The 1,518-nt window shown below is 69.6% G+C and carries 2 protein-coding genes; one reads left to right on the top strand and one right to left on the bottom strand.

Features of this window, described 5'->3' with window-relative positions; all coding sequences use genetic code 11:
• On the bottom strand, nucleotides 1–447 hold a 447-nt coding region (locus F3J10_RS35610; protein WP_167244045.1), incomplete at its 3' end, for an enoyl-CoA hydratase/isomerase family protein.
• A gap of 150 nt (nucleotides 448–597) precedes the next feature.
• Here F3J10_RS35610 and F3J10_RS35615 point away from each other — a divergent pair.
• The coding region (locus F3J10_RS35615) for a LysR family transcriptional regulator (protein WP_240155811.1) at nucleotides 598–1,518 on the top strand (921 nt) is incomplete at its 3' end.

The following is a 1,518-nucleotide window of genomic DNA, read 5'->3' on the forward strand; positions in this document are numbered from 1 at the left end:
GCGCTGCGTGCCGCCGGCGCCGGGCAGCAGGCCCAGCAGCACCTCGGGCAGGCCCAGCGTGGCGCCCGGCAGCGCGAGGCGGTAATGGGCGGCGAGCGCCACCTCCAGGCCGCCGCCCAGCGTCGCGCCGTGCAGCGCGACCACCACCGGCTTGGCGCTGTCCTCGATGCGGCGGCAGACCTCGGGCAGCGCGGGCGGCTGCGGCGGCTTGCCGAATTCGCGGATGTCGGCACCGGCGATGAAATTGCGGCCCGCGCCGACGATCAGCACCGCCTCCACCGCCGCGTCGCCGGCGGCGGCCTCGATCGCCTCCAGCAAGCCGCGCCGGACGTCGGTGGACAGCGCATTGACGGGAGCATGGTCGACCGTGACCACCAGCACCTTGTCGCGGCGTTCGCGCGTGACGGTGCCGGCAGCGGCGGCAGCGGAGGGATTCGGGGCGCTCATCGTGTCTCCTGGGATGGAATCGGGCGCGCGGGCGGGTTGCGGCTCGCCTCGCGGACTCACGATTCTCGATTGATCGAGCCGGATTGACAATTTCCAGATCCTTTTACAAGCTGTCAAAATTCTTTTGACAATCAAGCGATGGATGCCGGAATGGACCTCAATGCGCTGACCCTGCTGGTGGAGATCCTCGATGCCGGCAATCTCAGCAATGCCGCGCGCCGGCTCAAGATGAGCCGCGCCAATGTCAGCTACCGGCTCAATCAACTGGAAAAGTCGGTGGGGCTGCAACTGGTGCGGCGCACCACGCGCCGCATCGAGCCGACCGAGGTGGCGCTGCGCCTGGTCGAGCACGGCCGGCGCATCCAGCACGAACTGCTGGCCGCGCAGGAAACCGTCGCCACGCTCGGCCAGGCCCTGCAGGGCCGCGTGCGACTGTCGGTGCCGAGCGGTTATGGGCAGATCGTGATGTCCGACTGGCTGCTGGCCTTCAAGCGCAACTATCCCGGCATCGTGCTCGACGTGGTGTTCGAGAATCGCGTCGAGGACCTGCTGCGCGACGAGGTCGACATCGCGGTGCGGGTGATGTCCGAGCCGCCGCAGAACCTGGTGGCGCGCGACATGGGCGCGGTGCGCTATGTCGCCTGCGCCTCGCCCGAGTTCGCCGCGCGGCACGGCATGCCGGCCACGCTCGACGCGCTGGCCGACGCGCCGCTGATCACCGCCACGGTGGTCGGCCGCCAGCTGCGCATCGCCGCCTACCTCGACGGCGACCGCCACGAGGTGCTGCTCGCGCCCACCCTGATCTCCGAGAACTTCCTGTTCCTGCGCCAGGCCGTGCTGGCCGGGCTCGGCGTGGGCATCGTGCCGGATTACGTGATCCAGGACGACCTGCGGCGCGGCGCGGTGGTCACCACGCTCGATGCCTACCGGCTCAGCATCTTCGGCACCCGCAAGTCGATGCGCGAGATCACCGGCGCGCTGGTGGGGATCGCCACCGTGCTGTCGGCGGTATTCGTGCCGATGGCCTTCTTCTCGGGCTCGACCGGCATCATCTACCGGCAGTTCTCGGTG

Origin of the sequence: Burkholderia sp. Cy-637 (genome assembly GCF_011753175.1) — a bacterium.
GTDB classification, from domain to species: domain Bacteria; phylum Pseudomonadota; class Gammaproteobacteria; order Burkholderiales; family Burkholderiaceae; genus Burkholderia; species Burkholderia gladioli.